15 protein-coding genes are annotated in these 18,025 nt (G+C 63.2%); 10 read left to right on the top strand and 5 right to left on the bottom strand.

The window, feature by feature from the left end; all coding sequences use genetic code 11:
- Window positions 1-265: 265 nt before the first annotated feature.
- Complete coding sequence (locus tag AC0L2J_RS20900; RefSeq protein WP_473393744.1) at window positions 266-1,279, top strand: LLM class flavin-dependent oxidoreductase; 1,014 nt, start codon at window positions 266-268, stop codon at window positions 1,277-1,279.
- 45 nt (window positions 1,280-1,324) lie between these two features.
- Here AC0L2J_RS20900 and AC0L2J_RS20895 read toward each other — a convergent pair whose 3' ends face one another.
- Both AC0L2J_RS20895 and AC0L2J_RS20890 read right to left on the bottom strand, forming a co-directional pair.
- Window positions 1,325-2,170 (bottom strand): prephenate dehydratase, encoded by an 846-nt coding sequence (locus AC0L2J_RS20895; protein WP_007605348.1) that lies wholly within the window; start codon window positions 2,168-2,170, stop codon window positions 1,325-1,327.
- Between the two features lie 21 nt (window positions 2,171-2,191).
- Window positions 2,192-2,932 (bottom strand): 3-deoxy-manno-octulosonate cytidylyltransferase, encoded by a 741-nt coding sequence (locus tag AC0L2J_RS20890; protein WP_007605349.1) that lies wholly within the window; start codon window positions 2,930-2,932, stop codon window positions 2,192-2,194.
- A gap of 218 nt (window positions 2,933-3,150) precedes the next feature.
- Between AC0L2J_RS20890 and AC0L2J_RS20885 the strand changes: the two genes are divergently transcribed.
- From AC0L2J_RS20885 to AC0L2J_RS20860, 6 genes are all read left to right on the top strand, one after another.
- Complete coding sequence (locus AC0L2J_RS20885) at window positions 3,151-3,705, top strand: c-type cytochrome (protein ID WP_473248241.1); 555 nt, start codon at window positions 3,151-3,153, stop codon at window positions 3,703-3,705.
- A gap of 209 nt (window positions 3,706-3,914) precedes the next feature.
- Complete coding sequence (locus AC0L2J_RS20880) at window positions 3,915-5,816, top strand: extracellular solute-binding protein (RefSeq protein WP_473248242.1); 1,902 nt, start codon at window positions 3,915-3,917, stop codon at window positions 5,814-5,816.
- A gap of 14 nt (window positions 5,817-5,830) precedes the next feature.
- Window positions 5,831-7,711, top strand: a complete 1,881-nt coding sequence (locus AC0L2J_RS20875) for an extracellular solute-binding protein (protein WP_473393742.1) — start codon at window positions 5,831-5,833, stop codon at window positions 7,709-7,711.
- On the top strand, window positions 7,708-8,817 hold the full coding sequence (locus AC0L2J_RS20870; protein ID WP_007605353.1) for a microcin C ABC transporter permease YejB: 1,110 nt from the start codon (window positions 7,708-7,710) through the stop codon (window positions 8,815-8,817). The genes AC0L2J_RS20875 and AC0L2J_RS20870 overlap by 4 nt, the downstream gene beginning before the upstream one ends.
- Window positions 8,817-9,998, top strand: a complete 1,182-nt coding sequence (locus tag AC0L2J_RS20865) for an ABC transporter permease (RefSeq protein ID WP_473393740.1) — start codon at window positions 8,817-8,819, stop codon at window positions 9,996-9,998. Before AC0L2J_RS20870 ends, AC0L2J_RS20865 begins: the two co-directional genes overlap by 1 nt.
- A 4-nt stretch (window positions 9,999-10,002) precedes the next feature.
- Entirely contained in the window at window positions 10,003-11,640 is a 1,638-nt protein-coding gene (locus tag AC0L2J_RS20860; RefSeq protein ID WP_007605369.1) for an ABC transporter ATP-binding protein, read from the top strand.
- A 6-nt stretch (window positions 11,641-11,646) separates the two neighbouring features.
- Here AC0L2J_RS20860 and AC0L2J_RS20855 read toward each other — a convergent pair whose 3' ends face one another.
- Both AC0L2J_RS20855 and AC0L2J_RS20850 read right to left on the bottom strand, forming a co-directional pair.
- Complete coding sequence (locus AC0L2J_RS20855) at window positions 11,647-12,501, bottom strand: C40 family peptidase (RefSeq protein ID WP_473393738.1); 855 nt, start codon at window positions 12,499-12,501, stop codon at window positions 11,647-11,649.
- Window positions 12,494-13,867, bottom strand: coding sequence for a leucyl aminopeptidase family protein (locus AC0L2J_RS20850; protein WP_473393734.1), 1,374 nt, complete (start codon window positions 13,865-13,867; stop codon window positions 12,494-12,496). Before AC0L2J_RS20850 ends, AC0L2J_RS20855 begins: the two co-directional genes overlap by 8 nt.
- Window positions 13,868-14,069: 202 nt before the next feature.
- Between AC0L2J_RS20850 and AC0L2J_RS20845 the strand changes: the two genes are divergently transcribed.
- The 3 genes from AC0L2J_RS20845 to AC0L2J_RS20835 all read left to right on the top strand — a co-directional run bounded on the left by AC0L2J_RS20845 (window position 14,070) and on the right by AC0L2J_RS20835 (window position 16,965).
- A complete protein-coding gene (locus tag AC0L2J_RS20845; RefSeq protein WP_063994676.1) occupies window positions 14,070-14,273 on the top strand; it encodes a hypothetical protein in 204 nt (67 codons plus the stop codon).
- 268 nt (window positions 14,274-14,541) lie between these two features.
- Window positions 14,542-16,041: a metallophosphoesterase family protein gene (locus AC0L2J_RS20840; protein WP_473393732.1), complete on the top strand. Its 1,500-nt coding sequence runs from the start codon at window positions 14,542-14,544 to the stop codon at window positions 16,039-16,041.
- Window positions 16,042-16,137: 96 nt separating this feature from the next.
- Window positions 16,138-16,965, top strand: coding sequence for a tetratricopeptide repeat protein (locus AC0L2J_RS20835; protein WP_063994677.1), 828 nt, complete (start codon window positions 16,138-16,140; stop codon window positions 16,963-16,965).
- A 76-nt stretch (window positions 16,966-17,041) separates the two neighbouring features.
- Here the strand turns inward: AC0L2J_RS20835 and AC0L2J_RS20830 are convergent, their stop codons facing one another.
- A complete protein-coding gene (locus AC0L2J_RS20830) occupies window positions 17,042-18,016 on the bottom strand; it encodes a type II secretion system F family protein (RefSeq protein WP_007605386.1) in 975 nt (324 codons plus the stop codon).
- Window positions 18,017-18,025: the final 9 nt, after the last annotated feature.

The following is an 18,025-nucleotide window of genomic DNA, read 5'->3' as shown; positions in this document are numbered from 1 at the left end:
TTTCTGCACATCGATTAAAAAAGTCTGAGGTATGAGGTCAAGGTGGGAAGATCGCTTTCAACTAAATCTTTTGTCTTGTCAGATAAATAACAAAAGATGGCGGCTTGCTCGTTGCGTATTTATCGGTGGGCAATATGAAAATCATAATGTAAGGGCGGTAATCGTCCCAACGCTGCGGCGAAGGCGCGCGAGCCCGCGGCCTGCACGTCAGACCTGCGCGCCCTGCCCATTGCCGCTGCGCCGCTCTCCACTACGTTAGCGCGCCATGATCCCGCTCTCAGTCCTCGACCTCTCCGTCGTCACAACTGGCACAAAGCCCGCCGCGGCGCTGCGCAACAGCATCGACCTGGCGCGCCATGTCGACGGACTCGGCTATGTCCGCTACTGGCTCGCCGAGCATCACAACCTCGCCTCCGTCGCGAGTCCGGCGCCCGACGTGATGATCGGGCAGATCGCGGCGGTGACCAAGCACATCCGCGTCGGCTCCGGCGGCGTGATGCTGCCCAATCACGCGCCGCTGGTCGTGGCCGAGCGCTTCAAGATGCTGGAGGCGTTGTTTCCCGGCCGTATCGACCTCGGCCTCGGACGCGCCCCCGGGACTGACGGTGCCACGGCCTATGCGCTGCGAAGCCGGCTCGACCGTCGCGAAGGCGACGATTTCCTAGAGCGGCTGCACGAATTGATCCTGTGGCAGACCCGTGAATTCCCCTCGGGCCATCCCTACCACAATGTCGTCGCGATGCCCGACGATACGCCGTTGCCGCCGATCTGGCTGCTCGGCTCCAGCGATTATTCGTCGGAGCTCGCTGCGCAGGTCGGCATGGGCTTCGCATTCGCCCATCATTTTGCGTCCCATGATGCGATCGATGCGATGGTGCATTATCGCAATCGTTTTCAGCCCTCGGCCTGGAGCGCGATCCCGCGCGCGATCCTCGCGGTCGCCGTCATCACGGCCGATACGGATGACGAAGCCGAAAAGCTCTCCGCGTCTTTCGACCTCAACCGCCTGCGCCGCGACCGCGGCCAGTATCTTCCACTGCCGAGCGTCGAGGAGGCGCTGGCCTATCCCTATACCGACTCGGAGCGCACCTCGATCCAGCGCAACCGCTCGCGCCTGTTCGTCGGCAGCCCTGCAACCGTGCGGAAGACGCTCCAGCCACTGATCGACGCGAGCAAGCCGGACGAGTTGATGGTGATCACCGCTGTGTATGATCACGAGGCGCGCAAGAAATCGTATTCGCTGCTGGCGGAGGCGTTCGGGCTTAAGGCGGTCGGATAAAGCTCTCGTGCCCCGGCTCGCGCTTCGCGCGCCCGGGACGCGAAACTACTCCATCGTCGCGCGGAACGGGTGACCCGGATACACGCCGACGATGCGGAATTCGCGTGAGAAGAATTTCAGCTCCTCGATCGCGAACGCGAGGCCCTTGTCCTCGGGGTGGCCGTCGACGTCGGCGTAAAACTGGGTGGCGAAGAAATTGCCGTCGACCATGTAGCTCTCGAGCTTGGTCATGTTGACGCCGTTGGTGGCAAAGCCACCGAGCGCCTTGTAGAGCGCGGCCGGCAAATTGCGCACCCGGAATACAAAAGTCGTGACCAGCGGACCGGAGCCCTGTGCGGCCCATTTCGGTTCGCGCGCGAGCAGCACGAAGCGCGTGGTGTTATGGGCCTCGTCCTCGATGTCCTCGGCCAAAATGTCGAGGCCGTAGATTTTTGCGGCGAGGCGCGAGGCGATCGCAGCCACGGTCTTGTCGTTGCGCTCGGAAATGTCGCGGGCGCTGCCGGCGGTGTCGGCGTGCACGATCGGCTTGATGCCGAGCTTGCGAATGATGCGCCGGCATTGACCGAGCGCGTGCACATGGCTCTCGACGCTCTTGATGTCTTCGAGCCTGGTCCCCTTCACCGCCATCAGCTGATGCCGGACCGGCAGAAACCATTCGCCGATGATGAAGAGGCCGGAGGCCGGCAGCAAATGATGGATGTCGGCGACGCGGCCCGCGACCGAATTCTCGATCGGGATCATACCGAGGTCGGCTTCGCCCGACGAGATCGCCGACAAGGCGTCCTCGAAGGTGGCGCAGGGCATCGGCTCGGCGTCAGGATAGGCCTCGACGATGGCGATGTGGGAATTGGCGCCAGGCTCGCCCTGGAATGCGATTTTCAGCTTGCTCATGCTCGGTCTTGTAACAGCGGCTCAGGATTTGGAAAGGATGCTGCGGGCCGTTTCCAGGTCCGCCGGCGTGTCGACCCCGCGGGGCACGGTATCGACGATGGTGAAGTCGATGCGCATTCCGGCCTCGAGCGCCCGGAGCTGCTCGAGCTTCTCCTGCAGTTCCAGCGGCGAAGGCGGAAGCCGGACGTAGCGCTCCAGCGCGGCGCGGCGATAGGCGTAGAGGCCGATATGGTGGTAACGCGGCCCGTCGCCGGTCGGCGCCGTTGCGCGGGTGAAATAAAGCGCGCGCATGCGTCTGCCGCCGAGCGAGGTCCCGATCGCCTTCACGACGCTCGGCGCGAGGTCCTCCTCCTCCGTATGGATCTGCGAAGCCAGCGTCGCGATATCCACGTCAGGGTCTTGCAGCGGCGGCAGCACCTCGCGGATGTTGTCGATCGTGATGGTCGGGAAATCGCCCTGCAGATTGACCACGATTTCGGCCTTGCCGTCCGGATCGAGCTTCTGCATGGCCTCGTGGATGCGATCGGAGCCGGACGGGTGCTCCGGGCGGGTCATCACCGCCTCGCCGCCATTGGCGGTCACGACGGACGCGATCTCCGCGGTGTCGGTTGCGACCGCGACCCGACCGATGCCGGCGGCCTCGGCGCGGCGCATCACGTGCACGATCATCGGCTGCCCCGCGATATCGGCGAGCGGCTTGCCGGGCAGGCGGGTGGCGGCCATGCGGGCCGGAATTAGCACCAGGATGCGGGGATCGATCATCGGTCAAGGGCCTGGAAACGGGGCGTTTTCCGCGCCGAGAAATCGGGTGGGGACGGGCGTGAAGCCCGCTCGCTTATACGGGTTGCCAGACCCCGGGCAAACCGATATCTCAATGGCAAAACTCGGGGAAACAGTAAGGAACGTTGATTCTCCGAGGCTCGTCCTGGCGGCCGCATTGGGCCGCTCGATCCTTCTTGCGGTGTGGGGCCTGGCCGGAAATGGACTCTTTCGAACTGAACAAGATTCTCGGTGCCGTGCTCGGCACCTGTCTCCTTTTGCTGGTGACGAGCTTCACCGCCCAGGCGTTGTTCTCGCCCAAGATGCCGGAAAAGCCGGGTTTCGAGATCGCGGTGAAGGAAGACGCCGGTCACGGCAAGGAAGGCGGCGCTGCCCCCGCGGCCGCCGAACCGATCGAAAAGCTGCTCCAGACCGCCTCGGTCGAGAAGGGCGCCTCCGCCGCCAAGAAGTGCGGCGCCTGCCACACCTTCGAGAAGGGCGGCCCGAACCGTGTCGGTCCGAACCTCTACGGCGTTGTCGGCGACCACGTCGGCGAGGGCCGCGGCGGCTTCAACTTCTCGGCCGCGATGAAGGCCAAGGGCGGCACCTGGGATTTCGAAGCCCTCAACAAGTTCATCGCAAATCCCAAGGCGGCTGTGCCGGGCACGGCGATGGGCTTTGCCGGCATCCCGAAGGATAGCGAGCGCGCCGACGTGATCGCTTACCTGAACAGTCTCTCCGACAGCCCGAAGCCGCTGCCCACGGCGGCGAAGTAAGGCCTATCGACTCCGATCTTAGTACGCGGCCAGGCTGAAAAGCCTGGCCGTTTGCTTATCCGGGCCTCGCGGCGTTGTTATCGGGGCGTTTGGCCGCAGCCATCAGCCAGCCGGCCTTCCAAGATGAGGAAAAAGCAACATATTCCGTCGAAACCTCGCCTATATTGGGAACTTAAAGGAGTAGCCTCCTTCAAGACAGGAATGTTGATTTGGCCCTTACCCGACGCGATCTCCTGCTCACCGGCACTGCTGCCGCAACGCTCCCCGCCCTTGGTTCCGTAGGGGGTCTTCCCGGCGTCGGCGCGGCACACGCGCAATCCGCCGGCGAGCCCACCTGGCGACACGCGCTGTCGCTGTTCGGACAGGTCAAATACCCAGCGGACTTCAAGCGCTTCGACTACGTCAATCCGGAAGCGCCAAAAGGCGGCGTCGCACGCCAGATCGCCGTCGGCACATTCGACAATTTCAACATCGTCGTCTCCGGTGTGAAGGGGCAAGTCGCCGGTGCCGTAGCATTCATCTACGAATCCCTCACGACGGCCGCGCTCGACGAAGTCTCGACCGAATACGGCGCGCTGGCCGAGGCCGTCAGCCATCCGGATGATTTCTCCTTCGTGACCTACCGCTTGCGGCCGCAAGCCAAATGGCATGACGGCAAGCCTGTTACCGCGGACGACGTGATCTTCTCGCTCGATTCCTTCAAGAAGCACCACCCGATGTACTCGGCCTATTACAGCCATGTGGTGAAAGCCGAGAAGGTCGGGGAGCGCGAGGTAAAATTCGTGTTCGACGCGCCAGGCAACCGCGAATTGCCGCAGATCGTCGGGCAGCTCACGGTCCTGCCGAAGCATTGGTGGGAGGGCACGGACGCGCAGGGCCGGAAGCGCGATGTCTCCGCCACCACGCTCGAAGTGCCGCTGGGTTCGGGCCCCTACAGGGTCAAGGAATTCGTTGCCGGACGGTCGATCGTGCTGGAGCGCGTCAAGGATTATTGGGGGCGCGACCTCGCGGCCAATGTGGGCCGAAATAATTTCGACGAGCTGCGCTATGAGTATTTCCGCGACGCCACCGTGGCGATCGAGGCTTTCAAGGCCGATCAGGTCGATTGGCGCACCGAGAACAGCGCGAAAAATTGGGCAACGGCCTACGACTTCCCGGCCGTCACCGACAAGCGCGTGATCCTCGAGGAGTTCGCCAATCGCAGCTCGGGCGTCATGCAGGCCTTCGTGCCGAACCTGCGCCGCGCCAAGTTCAAAGATCCGCGCGTGCGACGTGCGCTCAATTACGCGTTCGACTTCGAGGAGATGAACAAGCAGATCTTCTACGGCCAGTACAAGCGTATCAGCAGTTATTTCGACGGCATCGATGAGCTGATGGCGACCGGGCTGCCGCAGGGAAAAGAGCTCGAGATTCTCGATACGGTCCGCGCCGAGGTCCCGCCCGAAGTCTTCACCACGGCCTATACCAACCCGGTCGGCGGCAGTCCGGAAGCCGTGCGCGACAATCTGCGCGAGGCGCTGCGGCTGTTCAAGGAAGCCGGCTATGAGGTGCGCGACCGCAAGCTGGTCGACGTGAAGACCGGCACGCAGTTCTCCTTGGAATTGTTGAACTCGGATCCGAGCTTCGAGCGGATCACGCTATTCTACAAGCCGTCGCTGGAACGGCTCGGCATTGCCGTCAGCGTGCGGACGGTGGATCCCACTCAGTACGAGAACAGGACGCGCGAGTGGGATTTCGATATCGTCACCAACTCCTGGGGCGAGTCGCAGTCGCCGGGCAACGAGCAGCGCGAATTCTGGTCGTCGAAGACGGCCGACATCGCGGGTTCGCGCAACATTACCGGCATCAAGAATCCGGCGGTCGACAAGCTGATCGAGCGGGTGATCTACGCCAAGGGTCGCGACGATCTCGTCGCGGCAACCAAGGCACTCGACCGCGTGCTGCTGTGGAATCACTACGTCGTACCGCAGTGGACTTATACGAAGGTCCGCACCGCGCGCTGGGATCGGTTCGGCCGGCCGGCGGAATTGCCCAAATACGGTCAGTCCGGCTTTCCGTTCATCTGGTGGTACGACGCGGACAAGGCGGCGCGGATCGCAAAGAAGTCGTGAAGGACATTTCTCGCATGGCGCAGCTTTCACGCCGGCATGTGCTGGCTCTGGGTGCCGGTGGCGCGTTCAGCGCCGCCTGGCTCCGGGGTGCGGCAGCGTCCGAGATGCCTGCCGAGGGCCATGGCATGTCGGCCTTCGGCGACCTCAAATATCCCGCCGACTTCCATCACTTCGACTACGTCAATGTCGAGGCGCCGAAGGGCGGCACTTTCTCGCTTATCCCGTCGGTGCGCGCCTACAACCAATCCTACCAGACCTTCAACTCGCTCAATGCCTTCATCCTCAAAGGCGATGGCGCGCAGGGCATGGACATGACCTTTGCGCCGCTGATGCTGCGAGCCAATGACGAGCCGGACGGGATGTACGGGCTTGCCGCCAAGTCTGTAAAGATATCGGCAGACAGGCTGGTCTATCGCTTCACGATGCGGCCCGAGGCGAAATTCCATGACGGCACCAAGCTCACTGCTCACGATGTGGCGTTTTCGCTGACGTCGCTGAAGACGAAAGGCCATCCGCTGATCATCGTGCAGATGCGCGACATGGTCAGCGCGGAAGCCGTTGACGATGCAACACTTGTTGTGACCTTCGCCAAGGGACGCGCGCGTGACGTGCCACTCTATGTGGCGAGCCTGCCGATCTTCTCGAAAGCGTATTATGCCTCTCGCGCCTTCGACGAAACGTCGCTCGATATCCCGTTGGGCTCGGGCCCGTACAAGGTCGGCAAGTTCGAGGTCAACCGCTATATCGAATACGAGCGCGTCAAGGACTGGTGGGCTGCCGATCTGCCCCCCTGTCGCGGCAGCTACAATTTCGACGTCGTGCGCTACGAATTCTACCGCGACCGCGATGTCGCCTTCGAGGGTTTCACCGGCAAGAACTATCTCTACCGCGAGGAGTTCACCTCCCGCCTCTGGGCGACGCGTTATGATTTTCCTGCCGTGAAGGACGGTCGCGTCAAGATGGAGGTCGTGCCCGACGACACGCCCTCCGGCGCGCAAGGATGGTTCATCAACACGCGGCGCGACAAGTTCAGGGATCCTCGCGTGCGCGAGGCACTGATCGACGCCTTCGACTTCGAGTGGACCAACAAGACCATCATGTACGGTGCTTATGCCCGCACGGTGTCGCCATTTCAGAACTCGGACCTTATGGCGAGCGACGGGCCTCCGCCGCCGGAAGAGCTGAAGCTGCTGGAACCGTTTCGCGGCCAGGTTCCCGACGAGGTGTTCGTCGCACCGTTCACGCCGCCGGTCTCGGACGGCTCCGGGCAGGACCGCAGCCTGTTGCGCAAGGCGCAGCAATTGCTCAGCGAGGCCGGCCTGCCGATCAAGGACGGCAAGAGGATGCTGCCGAACGGCGAGATCTTCAGGATCGAATTTCTGTTGGACGAGCCTTCGTTCCAGCCGCACCATGGGCCCTACATCAAAAATCTCGCGACGCTCGGCATCGAAGCGAGCGTGCGTCTCGTCGATGCCGTGCAACACAAGGCGCGCCAGGAAGATTTCGACTTCGATCTGACGATCCAGCGCTTCAGCATGTCGGCAACGCCGGGCGATGCCATGCGCTCCTTCTTCTCGTCGCAGGTCGCGGCAACCAAGGGCTCGTACAATCTCGCGGGCGTCGCCAGTCCGGCCATCGATGCCATGATCGAGAAGATCATGGCGGCCGACAGCCGCGAGGAATTGACCGTCGCCTGCCGCGCCTTCGATCGCCTGTTCCGTGCCGGCCGTTATTGGGTGCCGCAATGGTACAACAAGACGCATCGGCTTGCTTATTGGGACCAATTCGGCCATCCGCAGAAGCCGCCGCGTTATGCCAACGGCGTCGGCGCCCCCGATATCTGGTGGTACGATGGCGGCAAGGCCGCTAGGCTCGAGCAGGCGAAGCAGCCATGAGCGCCTATATCGCCCGCCGCATCCTGCTGATGATCCCGACCTTGCTCGGGATCCTCTTCGTCTCCTTCATCGTCGTGCAGTTCGCGCCGGGCGGCCCGGTCGAGCGCGTGATCGCGCAGCTCTCGGGCGCCGACACCGGCGGGACCTCGCGCATCTCGGGCGGCAGCGACTTTGCGCAGCGCGCCCCGGGGCAGCTGGGGGCCGGCGGTGACGCCATCAATTCGAAATATCGCGGCGCGCAAGGCCTCGATCCCGATTTCATCAAGAAGCTGGAAGTGCAGTTCGGCTTCGACAAGCCGGCCCCGGAGCGCTTCGCGCTGATGGTCTGGAACTTCGCTCGCTTCGATTTTGGCAAGAGCTATTTTCGCGACGTCAGCGTCCTGCAGCTCGTCAAGGAGAAGTTGCCGGTCTCGATCTCGCTCGGCATCTGGCTGACGCTGCTGACCTACCTGATCTCGATTCCGCTCGGCATCCGCAAGGCGGTGAGGGACGGGACGCGCTTCGACACCTGGACGTCGAGCGTGCTCGTGCTCGGCTATGCCATACCCGGCTTCCTGTTCGCGATCCTCCTGATCATCCTGTTTGCCGGCGGTTCGTTCTTCAACTGGTTCCCACTGCGCGGACTAACGTCGGACGGCTGGTCGCAGTTTCCGTGGTACTGGAAGATCATCGATTACTTCTGGCATTTGACGCTGCCGCTGATCGCCATGGGACTCGGCGCGTTCACCACCATGACGTTCCTGACCAAAAACTCGTTTTTGGACGAGATCCGCAAGCAATATGTGATGACCGCGCGCGCGAAAGGCTGCAGCGAGAATCGGGTGCTCTATGGTCACGTCTTCCGCAACGCGATGCTGATCGTCATCGCCGGCTTTCCCAGCACCTTCATTCACGCCTTCTTCTCGGGCTCGCTTCTGATCGAGACCATCTTCTCGCTGGACGGGCTGGGGCTGCTCAGTTTCGAGAGCGTTCTCAACCGCGACTACCCCGTGGTGTTCGGCACGCTCTTCATCTTTTCGCTCGTCGGCCTCGTGATCAACCTGATCTCTGACCTGACCTATATGTGGATCGATCCGCGAATCGATTTCGAGGCGCGGGAGGTCTGATGACGCTGGCTGTCCCCACCACGCCGATCGAAACCACTGCGAAGTCGCCGCTCGGCAATGCCGTGCCGATCACGCGCAAACCGTTCGTGCCATCGCCGCTCAACAGACGCCGATGGCAGAATTTCAAGGCGAACCGGCGCGGTTATTGGTCGTTCTGGATCTTCCTGATCCTGTTTGTGGTGTCGCTGTTCGCCGAGCTGATCGCCAACGACCGGCCGTTCCTGATCAAATATGATGGCCACCTCTATTGGCCGTCCGTCGTCACCTATTCGGAAACCACTTTTGGCGGCGACTTCGAAACGGCGGCCGACTATCGCGATCCCTATTTGCAGAAGCTGATCAGAGACAAGGGCGGCAGCATCGTCTGGCCGCTGATCCGCTATTCCTACGACACCCACAATCTCGATCTGCCGACGCCGGCGCCGTCGCCGCCAACATGGATGTTGACGGAAGCGCAGTGCAAGCCCGTCGTCGAGAAGAAGGGCCTCAAGAGCTGCCGCGATCTCGAATACAACTGGCTCGGCACCGACGATCAGGGCCGCGACGTGGTCGCGCGGCTGATCTACGGCTTCCGCATCTCGGTGCTGTTCGGCCTCTGCCTGACCATCGTCTCTTCCGTCGTCGGCATCGCGGCCGGCGCGGTGCAGGGCTATTTCGGCGGCTGGATCGACCTGTTGTTCCAGCGCTTCATCGAGATATGGACCGCGATTCCATCGCTCTATCTGCTGCTGATCCTGTCGTCGGTGCTGGTGCCCGGCTTCTTCGTGCTTCTCGGCATCCTGCTGTTGTTTTCCTGGGTGTCGCTGGTCGGACTCGTGCGCGCGGAATTCCTGCGCGGGCGCAATTTCGAGTACATCCAGGCGGCGCGGGCGCTCGGGGTGTCGAACAAGGTCATCATGTTCCGGCATCTGTTGCCGAACGCGATGGTCGCGACCATGACGTTCCTGCCGTTCATCGTGTCGAGTTCGGTGATGACGCTGACGGCGCTCGATTTCCTGGGGTTCGGACTGCCGCCCGGCTCGCCGTCGCTCGGCGAGCTGCTGTCGCAGGGCAAGTCCAACGTGCAGGCGCCCTGGCTCGGTTTCTCCGGCTTCTTCTCGGTCGCGATCATGCTGTCGCTCTTGATCTTCATCGGCGAGGCCGTGCGCGACGCCTTCGATCCGCGCAAGACGTTCAGGTAAGCCAATGGACGCGATCAACCAGCCTTTGCTCAGCGTGCGCGAGCTCTCGGTGGCCTTCCACCAGGGCGGCGTCACCACGCTCGCGGTCGACAAGGTCTCGTTCCAGATCAGGCGCGGCGAGTGCGTGGCGCTGGTCGGCGAGTCCGGCTCCGGCAAGTCGGTCAGCGCGCTCTCGATCCTCAAGCTCCTGCCCTATCCGAACGCCTCGCATCCCTCGGGCAGCATCCATTTCAAAGGCCAGGAACTGATCGACCGGTCGGAGCAGGAGATGCGGGAGATTCGCGGCAGCGACATCTCCATCATCTTCCAGGAGCCGATGACCTCGCTCAATCCACTGCACACGATCGAGGCGCAGATCGGCGAGATCATCCAGCTGCACAATCCGACCAGCAATGCCGAGGCGCGCAGGCGGACGCTGGAATTGCTGACGCAGGTCGGCATTCCCGAGCCTGAAACGCGGCTGAAGAGCTATCCGCACCAGCTCTCCGGTGGCCAGCGCCAGCGCGTGATGATCGCGATGGCGCTCGCCAACGAGCCGGACCTGCTGATCGCGGACGAGCCGACGACGGCGCTCGACGTCACCGTGCAGGCGCAGATCCTGACGCTGCTCGCAGAGATCCGCGGCCGACTCGGCATGAGCCTGCTTTTCATCACCCACGATCTCGGCATCGTGCGTCGCATCGCCGACCAGGTCTGCGTCATGAAAGGCGGCGAGATCGTCGAGCAAGGACCTGTCGAGCAGGTCTTCAAAAGCCCGAAGCATCCCTATACGCGCGACCTGCTTGCCGCGGAACCGAAGCCCGATCCAGCGCCGCCGCAGCCGGATGCGCCGGTGGTGATGTCGGCCGACGACCTGAAAGTCTGGTTTCCGATCAAGCGCGGGTTGATGCGCAAGACGGTCGGTCACATCAAGGCGGTGGACGGTGTCAGCATCGCCGTGCGCAAGGGCGAGACACTCGGCGTCGTCGGCGAATCAGGCTCGGGCAAGACCACGCTGGGGCTCGCATTGCTGCGGCTGATCTCCTCGAACGGACGTATCGTGTTCCTGGGAAAGGATATCCAGGGTCTGCGCTTCAAGGAGATGCGGCCGTTCCGGCGCGACATGCAGATCGTGTTCCAGGATCCGTTCGGCTCGCTCAGCCCGCGCATGTCGGTCGCCGACATCGTCGCCGAAGGCCTCACCGTGCATCAGCCGCAGCTCTCGCGCGGCGAGCGTGAGGAGCGCGTCGTCAAGGCGCTCGAGGACGTCGGACTGAAGCCGGATACCCGTCACCGTTATCCGCATGAATTCTCCGGCGGCCAGCGCCAGCGCATCAGCATCGCGCGGGCGGTGGTGCTGGAGCCGGATTTCGTCGTGCTGGACGAGCCAACCAGTGCGCTCGACATGCTAATTCAGGCGCAAATGGTCGATCTGCTGCGTGAATTGCAGCGCCGTCGCGATCTCACCTACATGTTCATCTCGCACGATCTGCGCGTCGTCGCCTCGCTCGCCAGCCATCTGATCGTGATGCGCGGCGGCAAGGTGGTCGAGGAAGGCCAGGCCGCCGAGCTCTTCAAGAACCCGAAGACGGATTACACCCGCGCGCTGTTTGCGGCGGCGTTCCGGCTGGAGACGGCGGGGAACGGGTCGGCAGCGACATAGCGTCCGTCAGAGCCGCTTGATCGCGGTGACCTCACTGCCGGCTTGCCTGATCCTTGCGATGGCCGGCTCGACCGGTTCGATCACCGTTGCCATGTGATGCGCATTGGCGTGAACCATGGTGCTGCCATCACGGACGATGGCGACATGCCCCTTCCAGAAGATCAGATCGCCGCGGAGCAAGCTGCTTCGCTCATGCGGTTCCAGCGCACGTCCGAGTCCGGCCTGCTGCATGTCGCTGTCGCGCGGGCAGCCGATGCCGGCTGATGTCAGCGAGACCTGGACGAGACCGGAGCAATCGACGCCGAGGCTGCTCTTGCCACCCCAGAGATAGGGCGTGCCGACGAAACGCTCGGCGACTGCGACGAAATCGGGCTCGCGATGGCCAAGCGGAGCGAGATGAACCTTGGGCAGATATTGTCCGTCGCGCGTCACGGCGAAGCTGCCGTCCTCGCGTGCAACCGCGATCTTCGACCCCATCACCAGCGTGTCTGCCGGCGGCAGCTTGATCGAGGGACCGGGGAAGGCAAAGGTTCGTAAAGCACTGACCATATGGGTCGGCGCGGCCGCGGGCTTCATGAGCGCTGCGTCCGGCAGCCAGCCGACATATCCGTCACCGGAAAGCTGACCCCACGCCCAGCCTTCGCCGTTGCGGTCGTAGACCGTGATGCGCTCGCCGCGCAACGCTTGCGTCATCAGCATCGCGTTCGGCGACGGCTGTTCGCGCACGGGCGCGATCGCCTCGACTATCTCGAATTCCTCGCCCGTGACGAAGCGATGCGCCTGCACCTTGCCTTCGAGATATTTCGCGGCGAGGTCGCCCCGCGCCGGTGTCAGCCTTGGGTCATGTCCTGGATCATGCATAGCGCTCGCTCAGCAATGTGTAGATCGCGCGCGCGGCCTGGCACTCGCCGCCCTCGGGGCGTGCGGGCTTCGCCGACGGCGTCCAGCCGTAAATGTCGACATGCAACCAGCTCCTGGCGTGTTCGACGAAGCGTTGCAGGAACAGCGCGCAGATGATCGAGCCGGCAAAGCCGCCGGATGGTGCGTTGGTGATGGTGGCCGTCCTGGAGTCCAGCCACGCATCGTAAGGCGGCCACAGCGGCATGCGCCACAACGGATCGTTCTCCCTCACCGCGCATCGTGCGACGTCGGCGGCAAGCGTCTCATCATTGGTGTAAAACGGCGGTAAATCCGGCCCCAGCGCGACGCGTGCCGCTCCCGTCAGCGTGCCGAGATCGATCAGCAGGTCCGGCTTTTCCTCGTCCGCCAGCGCCAGCGCGTCGGCGAGCACCAGCCGCCCCTCCGCGTCCGTATTGCCGATCTCGACCGTGATGCCCTTGCGCGAGGTGAAGATGTCGAGCGGGCGGAAGGCATTGCCCGCGACCGCGTTCTCCACGGCCGGAATCAGCACGCGCAGTCGCACCTTCAGCTTCGCATCCATCACCATGCGCGCCAGCGCCAGCACGTTGGCGGCGCCTCCCATGTCCTTCTTCATGATCAGCATGCCGCTCGACGGTTTCAGGTCGAGCCCGCCGGTGTCGAAGCAGACGCCCTTGCCGACCAGCGTCACCTTGGGATGAGCCGGGTCGCCCCAGCCGATGTCGATCAGCCGCGGCGCGCGGTCCGAGGCCATGCCGACGGCGTGGATCAGCGGAAAATTCGTCTTCAAGTCATCACCGATGGTGCAGGCAAAGCTTGCGCCGAATTCGGCGGCGAGATCCTGCGCAACTGCGGCCAGCTCCTCCGGCCCCATGTCGTTGGCCGGCGTGTTGATGAGGTCGCGCGCCAGCATTGCGGCGTCCGCGATGCGGTTGATCTCGGTCGCGTCGATGCCGTCGGGGGGCACGAGGCGGACCTCGGGGCGATCGGCCTTGCGGTACCGGGCGAAGCGGTAGCTGCCGAGCGCGAAGGCGAGTGCGGCGAGCCGTGCATCGTGCGGCGCATTGGCGAAGCGATAAATGCCCGGCGGCAGCAGGCCGGGCAGGGCGCCCGGTCGGAACAGGTCGCTCGATCTTGCACCTTCGTCATCGAGCCCGAACAGCACTTGCGCGATCGAGCCATCGGGCGCGGGCAGGGCGAGATAGCCGCCCGGCTTTGCTGTAAAGGCGTTCGCGGTGGCGAACTGGCGTTGCGCCGCCGGTAGCCGCTCGGCGACCTGATCCCAACTCGACTTGGTGACGAAGGTGATCGGGATGGCGGTAGGCGACGTCTCGAAGACAGAAGGCATTGGCGGGTCCGGATCGTCAGATCGAGCGGGTCATACGAACGGACGAGATTTCGCAGAGTTTCGCCGCCGCTGCAATCAGCTTTGCTGCCACCTTTCAGTGATCCGCTACTCGCAGCAAGGGGGCCATGCTAGGTTCCGGCAACGGCCGTCAGGTGCGGAGATCTCCGGCGGCCGACGACAAAGCCGGCCGGGAGGAAATGCAATGGAATTTGTGTGGAGCGTGGTCACATTCTTCGGCCAGGCGGTCGAGGCGATCTTTGGCTATGTCGAGCATCATCATTGGATATTCGCGTTCCTTGCCGGCGGTTACGTCTTCTATCTCCACGACCGCTCCGTTCACGCGCGGTTCGATGCACTTGACAAGCGCATTGACGAAATCCGCAAACGGCTCGCCATCGAATATTGATCGGGTGAGCGAAACCTCCATTGGGCAGGCCCGTATCTCATGCTGAGAGCTGCCGTTCACGCAAGAGCGGCCACAGGGCTTTACTAGCGTTGCGGTTGTGGCATTATTGGCCAATATTTTAGATTGTGTCGTGCGGTTCTGTACGTGGCGAGAGTCGATTCATACCCCGGCTCATCATGGCCCGGGCTGATACCGGATTGAACCTGATCGTCGAAGGCATTTTTCTCATCGTTTGCGCGGCGCGGCATTCGCGAATAAGCGACGCAAAATGGATAGATCGTTCGTCATCGTACAGATTTCCGACCTGCATCTGGACGGGTCTGGTCGACTGCTTGCGACCATCGAGACGCTCAATGCCGCAATTCGCGAGAGGATGGCGGACTTCGCGGATGTTCCCGATCGCATCCTGCTGATCACCGGCGATATCGTGGACGACCCGACGCCGCCTGCGCTCGACGAAGCGCTCGCCGTCATTGCGTCCTTCCGGCAGACCGGGCTGTTCACCGACATCCAGGCAATTGCCGGCAATCACGACGTCAAGCGCCCGAGCCAGCGTGCAGGCCGCCACGACGTCTATGATTACCTGCACTTGCCGCGCACCTCGAAGAGCGTCTACTACCGTCAGGCCGGCCTAGATCTGGTGCTGCTGGATTCCAACCGCGCGAGCCTCACGACGCTCGCGAGCGGCAACGTCGACCAGAGCGCCTATAACGCCATGGTTTCGGATTCCGCGCGGCTGAGCGTCGAGCTCGCGGGCAGCCTCGGGTCGGGCGGCCGCGCCGATTATGCCGAGCCGGTGGAAAATCTCGTGCGCGTGCTGGCGCTGCACCATCATCCACTGCCGCAGGCGACCGGAGAAGGAAAGCGGTTTCTCGGTGTGCCCGACGAGCCGCTGATGTATCTCGCCGCCCCCGCGACCTTCCTCGAAGCGGCGACATCGCTCAATGTCGATCTGGTTCTGCACGGACACCGGCATGTCGAAGGGCTGACGCGCTATTCGATTCCCGATCCGCGCGTCACGTCGAGTGAGAGCGATGAAGCATTCTGGCGCACGATCTACGTCTTGTCCTGTCCGTCGTCGACCGGGCAGGCCGGTGACGATGCCGGCTTCAACGTCATCCATTTCGGCCCGATGTCCCATGGTGACCGCACCGAGTATCGCTTCGCGATCGCCCGCTACTCACGTCCGCGCAAGGATGCTGTCTTCAGGCCGCTCGATTCCAACCTGCCGCACGGCGTCGTCAGGCTGCCGGCTGGACGGGATTTTTCCCGAGATCCGGCCGTCCAGTCGGGCATCGAGATCGACGCATGCACGACGCTGAAACCGGATCAGGTCGCAGCATTCGCGCGCCGGCTCCTGCTGCGCCGCGCCTTCTATGCCGACGGCGAGGTGGATTGGGCCAATTTGCTCCACGTCTATCTCGTCACCTCTCATGTCTGGGCCGATCTGGAAAGCAAGTTCTCGAGATCTGCACGTAAGCATGAGGTCGAGGCCGCAGCCGCGGTGACATCACTACTGCGCCGACTGATCGAGCAATCTGCAAATGTGCTCGGCATCGACGACGTTCAGTTCGACGAGCTCCGCACGAGGCGTCTGGTCAATCGTGACGATCTTCGACGCGAATTGCCGAGGGGCGTGCGCCCGGACATCGATGTCGAGATCGAGATGCGGCAACGACTGCAATTGCTGCGGGACCTGAACGAGCAGGCGAAGGCGCTCGGCCTCGATCCGGGTCTTGGCAGCAAGATGCCTCCGCAGACGCCGTAGTGACGGGCGCGGGTCGGGGCATTAACCCGCCGTTAGGGTTAACAGTCTATTGCTGGCGCGTTCGGCTCGATCAATCGGCTCGAGAGTCAAAGCGTCATGCGTCAACGGTTCAGTCGTGAGCGATTAAGTCTTGCCCGGCTTCTTGCGTCCACCTCGCTCGTCGCGGCGGTGGCCATGGGCCTCGGCGGCTGCACGGCAATGTCGAAACTCTCCGACGTCACGGGCTCGGTCGGGCCGCGGGCGGAAGCCGCTCCCACCGATCCCGCGCGCGCCGCTGAAGTCTATGGCGAGCGCTATCGCGCCAATCCCAAGGACGCCGACGCGGCGTTGGCCTACGGCCAAGCCCTGCGCGCCAACGGCCAGCGTGCCCAGGCCGCCGCCGTGCTCGAGCAGGCGACCATCGCCAATCCCGGCAACAAGGCGCTGATGGCCCAATACGGCCGCGCGCTCTCCGACAACGGCAATTTCCAGCAAGCCTTCGACGTGCTGTCGAAGGCGCATTCGCCCGATAATCCGGATTGGCGCCTGCTCTCGGTGCAGGGTACCGCACTCGATCAGATGGGCCGTCACGAGGAAGCGCGCTCCTATTACGCGAGTGCGCTCAAGATCGCGCCTGGCGATCCCGGAGTGCTCTCCAATCTCGGCCTGTCCTACATGTTGTCGAGAGATCTGCCGAGGGCCGAAGACGCGCTGCGGCAAGCCTATGCCTCGCCGCACGCAAGCGCGCGGGTGCGGCAGAATCTCGGTCTGGTCGTCGGTCTCCAGGGCCGTTTCGCCGAAGCCGAGACCATCGTGAAGGCGGACCTGCCGCCGGACCAGGCTGCGGCCAATGTCGCCTATCTCAAGGAAATGCTGACCCGCAGCGACGTCCGGCGTGGTGCGCCGAAGCGGACGCCGGTCGCCTCGCTCGGCCAGTCCGACTGATCAGACGTGATCTTCCAATCTTGGTCTTCCAGTCTTGAAGGGGCGTCCGCGGACCGTACGCGGTCCACGTCTAGCGTCATTGCATCTCGGTGACCTTGATGCCCGTCGGTCCGAGAATAACGACGAACAGCACCGGCAGGAAGAACAGGATCATCGGTACCGTCAGCTTCGGCGGCAGTGCTGCGGCCTTTTTCTCGGCTTCGTTCATGCGCATGTCCCGGTTTTCCTGCGCCATCACTCGCAAAGATTGGCCGAGCGGGGTGCCGTAACGCTCCGCCTGCTGGAGCGCGAGACATACCGACTTGACGCCTTCGAGCCCGGTGCGCCGCGCAAGGTTCTCGTAGGCGACCTTGCGATCCTGCAAATAGGACAGCTCGGCCGTGGTCAGGGTGAACTCCTCCGACAGCGCGATCGACTGGGTCACGATTTCGACCGCGACCTTCCGGAACGCCATCTCGACCGACATGCCGGATTCGATGCAGATCAGGAGCAAGTCGAGCGCATCGGGAAAGGCGCGCTTGATCGAAAGTTGGCGCTTGGAAATCGCGTTCCTGAGGAACAGCATCGGCGCCTGAAGTCCGAGATAGGCCGCACCGACGCAGATGCCGATCTTGATCGGCATCGACTGCTGCATGTGCGCGATCAGGAACACGTAGACGACCGAACCGACGAACAGCACGATCGGGGCAACCAGGCGGGCAAACAGGAAGGTGATGTAGGGCGCCTGGCCTCGATAGCCCGCCATGATGAGCTTGTCCCGCGCAGCTTCCTGCGCGAGCCATTTGGTCAGGTTGAAGTCATCGACGACCTTCGAGACGAGCTGCTTCGGCGTCTGGCGCAGCGAGACTTTTTCACTCTTGTGGAGGCGCTCGCGCTCGCGCTGCCGGATGCGCTCACGTTCGTTCGCCACCGCCTTCATCCGCTTGGAAAGGCCCTCGCCAGCGAACAGCGGCATCACCAGTGTATAGACGGTGGCGCTGGCGGCAATGGCCGCCAGCAGCATCGTCATGAAGTGGACGTCGTGAAGTTTCGCAACGAGGAACTCTACCATAAGGCACCA

It is taken from the genome of Bradyrhizobium sp. MV1.5 (assembly GCF_055807615.1).
This window is presented reverse-complemented; position numbering and strand designations above follow the sequence as displayed.

What these genes read in the sequence shown, in the direction of transcription:
- AC0L2J_RS20835 (WP_063994677.1), top strand. Translation starts at nt 16,138, where the DNA reads ATGCGTCAACGGTTCAGTCGTGAGCGATTAAGTCTTGCCCGGCTTCTT.
- AC0L2J_RS20845 (WP_063994676.1), top strand. Translation starts at nt 14,070, where the DNA reads ATGGAATTTGTGTGGAGCGTGGTCACATTCTTCGGCCAGGCGGTCGAG.
- AC0L2J_RS20865 (WP_473393740.1), top strand. Translation starts at nt 8,817, where the DNA reads ATGACGCTGGCTGTCCCCACCACGCCGATCGAAACCACTGCGAAGTCG.
- AC0L2J_RS20885 (WP_473248241.1), top strand. Translation starts at nt 3,151, where the DNA reads ATGGACTCTTTCGAACTGAACAAGATTCTCGGTGCCGTGCTCGGCACC.
- AC0L2J_RS20855 (WP_473393738.1), bottom strand. Translation starts at nt 12,501, where the DNA reads ATGCATGATCCAGGACATGACCCAAGGCTGACACCGGCGCGGGGCGAC.
- AC0L2J_RS20875 (WP_473393742.1), top strand. Translation starts at nt 5,831, where the DNA reads ATGGCGCAGCTTTCACGCCGGCATGTGCTGGCTCTGGGTGCCGGTGGC.
- AC0L2J_RS20895 (WP_007605348.1), bottom strand. Translation starts at nt 2,170, where the DNA reads ATGAGCAAGCTGAAAATCGCATTCCAGGGCGAGCCTGGCGCCAATTCC.
- AC0L2J_RS20860 (WP_007605369.1), top strand. Translation starts at nt 10,003, where the DNA reads ATGGACGCGATCAACCAGCCTTTGCTCAGCGTGCGCGAGCTCTCGGTG.
- AC0L2J_RS20900 (WP_473393744.1), top strand. Translation starts at nt 266, where the DNA reads ATGATCCCGCTCTCAGTCCTCGACCTCTCCGTCGTCACAACTGGCACA.
- AC0L2J_RS20870 (WP_007605353.1), top strand. Translation starts at nt 7,708, where the DNA reads ATGAGCGCCTATATCGCCCGCCGCATCCTGCTGATGATCCCGACCTTG.
- AC0L2J_RS20840 (WP_473393732.1), top strand. Translation starts at nt 14,542, where the DNA reads ATGGATAGATCGTTCGTCATCGTACAGATTTCCGACCTGCATCTGGAC.
- AC0L2J_RS20830 (WP_007605386.1), bottom strand. Translation starts at nt 18,016, where the DNA reads ATGGTAGAGTTCCTCGTTGCGAAACTTCACGACGTCCACTTCATGACG.
- AC0L2J_RS20890 (WP_007605349.1), bottom strand. Translation starts at nt 2,932, where the DNA reads ATGATCGATCCCCGCATCCTGGTGCTAATTCCGGCCCGCATGGCCGCC.
- AC0L2J_RS20850 (WP_473393734.1), bottom strand. Translation starts at nt 13,867, where the DNA reads ATGCCTTCTGTCTTCGAGACGTCGCCTACCGCCATCCCGATCACCTTC.